Origin of the sequence: Plesiomonas sp. (genome assembly GCF_051650925.1) — a bacterium.
Taxonomy (GTDB): Bacteria; Pseudomonadota; Gammaproteobacteria; order Enterobacterales; family CAMTGL01; genus Plesiomonas.
This window is the reverse complement of record NZ_JBOFRH010000561.1, coordinates 1-5,704: the sequence shown is the minus strand read 5'-3', so window position 1 is coordinate 5,704 and position 5,704 is coordinate 1. Positions and strand designations below refer to the sequence as shown.

Here is a 5,704-nt window from a genome sequence, read left to right as displayed (position 1 = left end):
ACATCGCCACAGTTTTAGCTCTTTTTTCCAGCAACACTATATTTTGCCGATGGGTGCTGCTATCTGGTCAGCCAGCGTGCAGCAAATGCTGGCATTCCCTTTTTTGTTTTTCGCACGTTTTTTTGCCAACCACGGGTTGTTGAATGTGGCAGACCGCCCGCAGTGGTACGTGATCCCAGGCGGCTCACGCCAGTATATTGAGCCCTTGATGAAAGAGTTACGCGCCACGGTACGTTTAGCCACACCGGTGCAGCGTGTTAGAAGGTTACCCGATACGGTGCAGATAGAAGCCGGTGGTGAAATGCACACCTTTGATAAAGTGATCTTTGCCTGCCATAGCGATCAGGCGCTAGCACTGCTAGAGACGCCAACGCCGAATGAGCAGCATATCCTCGGCGCACTGCCGTATGCGGAAAATGAAGCTGTGTTACATACCGATACCCGCGTATTACCTACACGCCGTTTGGCATGGGCCAGTTGGAACTACCGCCTGCAACCGGATCTACACGCGTTACCGCAAATCACCTATAACATGAATATTTTGCAGGGAATAACGTCTGCACATACCTTTTGTGTCACCTTAAACCCACATTTCCCTATTGCCAAAGATCGTATTATCAAACGCTTACGTTACCACCACCCGACATTTACACCGGAAGGGATCTGGGCACAACAACAGCGTGATCAGATCTCCGGTGTTAACCGAACCTATTTTTGTGGTGCTTACTGGTACAACGGCTTTCACGAAGATGGCGTGCGCAGTGCGGTCGATATCGCACGGCAGCTCGGCGTGGTATTCCCATGACAAAGCCGACTACCCACGCCGATACATTGCCGCACACCCTGTACTGGCACGGTGAGGTACTGCACAGCCGCCGATCACCGAAAAAAAATGCCTTTAAATATCAGATCTATATGCTGGGAAAGTGGCTAGATGATCTGCCTGAGCACCAAAACTGGGTAGCCAGCCGATTAGGGCAGTTTCCATTACTCCGTTTTTGCCGCACCGATTATCTCCCCGGTGAAGGTTCATTGCGCCAAGCTGCACGGGATAAAGCGCGCCAGCTCGGTGCAATATTAGATGACGATGTCGCCGTGCTATTTATCGGTAACCCCCGCTGTCTTGGCGTGTATTTCAGCCCAATCAATTTTTATCTGCTTATGCAGCAACAGCAACCGCGTTATCTGCTGGCTGAAGTGTCGAATACCCCCTGGGGTGAGCGTGACTACTATCTGATCCCCCTACCTGCAGAGGCTGTGCATACGGATAAGGCCTTTCACGTTTCACCGTTTATGCCTATGGATATGCAGTACCAATGGCAGATTCACTATGATCCCGACCATTTTTCCGTCGGCATCACCAATCTTGATAAACAGACCCGACAGGCAGTATTTCACGCGCATTTGTCATTACGTGCGCAACCTGTTACGCAGGCCAGCACGCGGCAACTGCTGCGCCGTTTTCCGGCGATGACACTGAAAGTGGTTGTTCTTATTTATTATCAGGCAGCCAAAATGCTGCTCAAAGGCTTTCGTTTTTATCCGCATCCGTGAGGCTCGTATGGATTCAGCCCGTATACAAACTCTGTCATCCGTTAATAGCCATGCCCGTAAGCTGGTATTGCAATTTTTACACGCCATTACCCACGGCACGTTAATTATTCATGATGACCACGTTGGCGGGTTGACGATTCACCGCGATGACAGCATCACCGCCACATTAACGGTGCATGATCCGCTATTTTATCGCCGACTACTCTGGGGCGGTGATGTCGCTGCCGGTGAAATGTGGATGCAAGGGCAGTGGAGTAGCCCCGATCCTGTGCAGGTAATCCGTTTGCTGGCGCGTAATCAGGCGGTCTTTGATAAGCTCGAAGCCCGTTTACGCTGGCTGACTGCGCCTCTTAATCGCCTACGCCACTTTCTGACCCGTAACACCCTACAGGGCGCGCGCAAAAATATCGCCCAGCACTACGATCTGGGCAATGCGATGTATCGGCTGTTTCTCGACCCCGAAATGCAGTACTCCTCTGCCCTGTTCAGCCACCCGAACCAATCACTGGCTGACGCGCAATACAACAAACTCAAGACACTGTGCCAGACACTCGATTTACAGGCGCACGATCACCTGCTGGAAATTGGCAGTGGCTGGGGCGGCTTGGCGGTGTATGCCGCTCGGCATTATGGTTGTAAAGTCACCACTGTCACCTTGTCGCAAGAGCAGTTTGCATTTGCAAAAACGCGTATTCAAGCCGAAGGGTTGCAAGATAGAGTCACCATATTGTTACAAGACTACCGCCATATCCAAGGTCAATTTGATAAAGTGGTCTCTATCGAGATGATTGAGGCAGTCGGTGAAGCCTTTTTACCGGGTTACTTTGCCAAAATCGCCTCGCTACTTACCCCACAAGGGCGTTTTCTGATTCAGGGGATCACCATCCGCGATCAACGCTATCAGGTGTACCGCAGCCAAACCGATTTTATCCGCCGTTATATTTTCCCGGGCGGCTTTCTTCCCAGCCTGAGCATCATACTCGATACCCTCACCCGCCATACTGATCTGAATGTGGTGCAGATGCACGATTTCGGCCACCACTATGCCCGCACACTGCATTTGTGGCGCGCAGCCTTTAACGAACACGCCTTCGCCATACAACAACTTGGCGCTTCTGATGAATTCATTCGTCTGTGGGATTTTTACTTTGCCTACTGTGAAGCCGGATTTTTAGAGCGCGCTATCAGTGTCGTGCATATCACCGGTTGCAAGCCGAGCCCACTGGCATGGAATTCTCTCGATGCCCCGCTTACACACTAAATATTGGCGCTGGGCCCACTTTTTTGCCTTTGAACTGTATTGGCTCGCGGCAGTGCAGTTCCACGCGACCGTGCTTTGCCTGCTACTGGTACTGCTGCATCTGGTTCTTACACCCACACCGCTGCGCGACCTAAAGATCTTACCGCTATCTGTATTAGGAATTGGCATTGATTTTCTGCTGACTGACTCCGGCGTGTTTATTTTCCCAAGCACTTTCCCTATATGGATGATAGCGCTATGGGTCGGTTTTATTTTGGCGCTGCCACACGGTTTAAACTGGTTATTTACATTTCACCTGCGCTGGCAGATCTTTTTTGGCGCACTGGGGGGCGCACTTTCCTATTTTTCTGCATATGCTTTGGGTGTTGTCCGTTTTGGTTATCCACTGATACCGGTGATCATCGGTATTGCGGCTATCTGGGCACTGCTGCTCCCCCTGCTTATTTACTTTGTTCGATGCATTTCAACGAGGTATCCCGATGATGTCTCTGAGTGATTATCACCACACACTAAGCCGCCCATTCTGGCCACGTCGCCTGTTCTATCCCTGTATAGTGCAACTGGCCCTTTTGGTTGTGTGCGGATTTAGCCCTGTGCTCTACGCCTTACCCACCCAACAGTTAAAACCGGTCGGTCAAGGCACCATGAGCTGGTTATGGGCCGATATTTACAGCGTCACCCTGCTAAACCGCAGTGGCGTTTACCAACCCAACACCTATCCAGTTGCCTTATCCATTGCCTATTTTACTGATATCGATGCTGAAGATTTAGTCAGCACCACACGCGATGAGTGGGAGCGCCTCAAAATCCAGACACCAAAAGTACGCCAGAACTGGCTAACCCAACTCGAACAAATCTGGCCCGACATTAAGCCCTACGATACGCTCACTTTTTATGCATCAAGCCCAAATATCGGTGAGTTCTACCATAACGCCCAGCGCATCGGCCAAATACGAGCACCACAATTTAGCCCTTCGTTTTTGGCGATCTGGCTATCGGAAAACAGCTTACAACCTGCCCTAACTCGGCAACTCAAAGGAGAACAACCATGAAAGCCCTTCCCTTATTATTAGCAGCAAGCATGGTCACCGGCTGCGGCGTAAAACCGGAAAACTATGCGGGTAAAACACCAGAATGGAATCTGCCCACCTTCTTCAGTGGTGATTTGGTCGGCTATGGCATAGTGACCGACCGCAGCGGTGAAGTGCAACGGCGTTTCAGTGTCACCATGCAGGGGATCTGGAACTCCGCGGACAAAGGCGAATTGCATGAACAATTCTTGTTTGATGATGGCAAAAAACAAGAGCGCATCTGGCATTTACAGAAGGTTAATCAGAAGTGGCAAGGCACTGCCGGTGATATTGTCGGTACTGCCGGTGGAAATACCTACGGTTTTGCTATGAACTGGCGCTATACGCTAGATCTGGAACTCAGTGGCGGTAAAAACGTCAACGTCAAATTTGATGACTGGATGTACCTTATTGATCAGCATCGCCTGATTAATAAAGCCGAAATCACCAAATTTGGCTTTAAAGTCGGTGAAGTGATTATTTATATCGAACAAAAACCCAAAGCCTGAGGCGATAAGCTATATCTATAACTAAAGTCTATTCACTCAAGACGCTTAACAATGCCACATCACAAATTAACGCTGCCGCAAAAAATCTGCCCTGTTTGCCATCGGCCCTTTAGCTGGCGTAAAAAATGGGAAAAGAACTGGCCGATGGTCAAATACTGCAGCGCAGCTTGTGCTCGACGTAGAGGTTCGGTATGACAACGCGGCGGCTTATTCTCAGTAATCAGTTGAATATTCCTCACCGCAAGTTCGATCAGCCTGAACCTCTGCGCACTGAGGTGCGGTATGTCATTAAAATGTCATCTCGATAAACTAGGTTACTGGCTCTTACTGATTTTGACAGCGAGTTAATACCATGAAAGTAAAGCCACTTTGCCTCTTTTTCGCTTCAGTACTTCCCCTGCTATCTCACGCTGCTGATAGTAAAGTAGAGCGCTACAACGTCAGTTTTCCTGAGGGTGACAGCGTCAGTTATTCAGGCGCATTTTCACAAAGCTTTCCGCAAGGGTTACCTGTAGGTATTGGCTCTGGGCTGGTATTTCGCGGTATTGAGAATGGCGATTTACTGTTCACTACAGTCACTGATCGTGGTCCAAATGCTGATGCACCCTCAGTTGGCAAACAAGATGCTAAAATTTTTGCCAGTCCAGATTTTGTACCTCTTCTAATGGATATCCGCGTTGGCAAAGACCAAGCCATTGCAACCAAAGCTCGTCCGTTACATGACCAAGATGGCCCTATCAGCGGGCTCCCACTGCCAAGTAACCTGATTGGCTCAACCAATGAAGTGGCGTTAAGTGATACTTTGCGCACCTTAACCAGTGATAAACGCGGGCTAGATACCGAAGGGATCACCCCTGATGGCAAAGGTGGGTTTTGGCTAAGTGATGAATATGGCCCTTTCCTGATTAATATTGATAATCAGGGGAAGATTTTAGCGAAATACGGCCCAACCCCAGCACAAGGTGAGCAAGGCGTTGCAACAGGTCTGCCTAATATTCTCAAATGGCGTCAGCCAAACCGAGGTTTTGAAGGTGTTACCCGCCTGCCCAATGGCACGCTTTTAATCGCCGTACAAAGTACGCTGGATATCGAAGGTAACAGTAAAAACTCTGCGCAGTTTACCCGCCTTGTCAGTTTTGATCCCGCAACAGGCAAAACCGCGATGTACGGCTATCCTATTGATATAGCGAGTTATAAAAAAGCCAAAGATGCCAAGATTGGCGATATTGTCGCTATCGATAACCAGCATATTTTACTGGTGGAACAAGGCAGTGATAAAGATAAGCAAATGATCAATAAAATTTATCTTG

General features: G+C 49.3%; 8 protein-coding genes. All 8 read left to right on the top strand.

Annotation, left to right across the window (positions count from 1 at the left end; all coding sequences use genetic code 11):
- On the top strand, window positions 1-805 hold an 805-nt coding region (locus ACRC27_RS13355; protein ID WP_438640105.1), incomplete at its 5' end, for an NAD(P)/FAD-dependent oxidoreductase.
- Window positions 802-1,554 (top strand): DUF1365 domain-containing protein, encoded by a 753-nt coding sequence (locus ACRC27_RS13350; RefSeq protein WP_438640104.1) that lies wholly within the window; start codon window positions 802-804, stop codon window positions 1,552-1,554. The genes ACRC27_RS13355 and ACRC27_RS13350, both read left to right, overlap by 4 nt.
- Window positions 1,555-1,561: 7 nt before the next feature.
- Window positions 1,562-2,815, top strand: coding sequence for a class I SAM-dependent methyltransferase (locus tag ACRC27_RS13345; RefSeq protein ID WP_438640103.1), 1,254 nt, complete (start codon window positions 1,562-1,564; stop codon window positions 2,813-2,815).
- A complete protein-coding gene (locus ACRC27_RS13340) occupies window positions 2,796-3,311 on the top strand; it encodes a DUF2878 domain-containing protein (RefSeq protein ID WP_438640102.1) in 516 nt (171 codons plus the stop codon). Before ACRC27_RS13345 ends, ACRC27_RS13340 begins: the two co-directional genes overlap by 20 nt.
- Window positions 3,295-3,867 (top strand): chalcone isomerase family protein, encoded by a 573-nt coding sequence (locus ACRC27_RS13335; RefSeq protein ID WP_438640101.1) that lies wholly within the window; start codon window positions 3,295-3,297, stop codon window positions 3,865-3,867. The genes ACRC27_RS13340 and ACRC27_RS13335 overlap by 17 nt, the downstream gene beginning before the upstream one ends.
- Window positions 3,864-4,394, top strand: coding sequence for a DUF3833 domain-containing protein (locus ACRC27_RS13330; protein WP_438622525.1), 531 nt, complete (start codon window positions 3,864-3,866; stop codon window positions 4,392-4,394). The genes ACRC27_RS13335 and ACRC27_RS13330 overlap by 4 nt, the downstream gene beginning before the upstream one ends.
- Before the next feature lie 51 nt (window positions 4,395-4,445).
- A complete protein-coding gene (locus ACRC27_RS13325) occupies window positions 4,446-4,589 on the top strand; it encodes a DUF2256 domain-containing protein (protein ID WP_438640100.1) in 144 nt (47 codons plus the stop codon).
- Window positions 4,590-4,746: 157 nt separating this feature from the next.
- Window positions 4,747-5,704, top strand: a 958-nt coding sequence (locus ACRC27_RS13320) for an esterase-like activity of phytase family protein (protein ID WP_438640099.1), incomplete at its 3' end; no start/stop codon positions are given.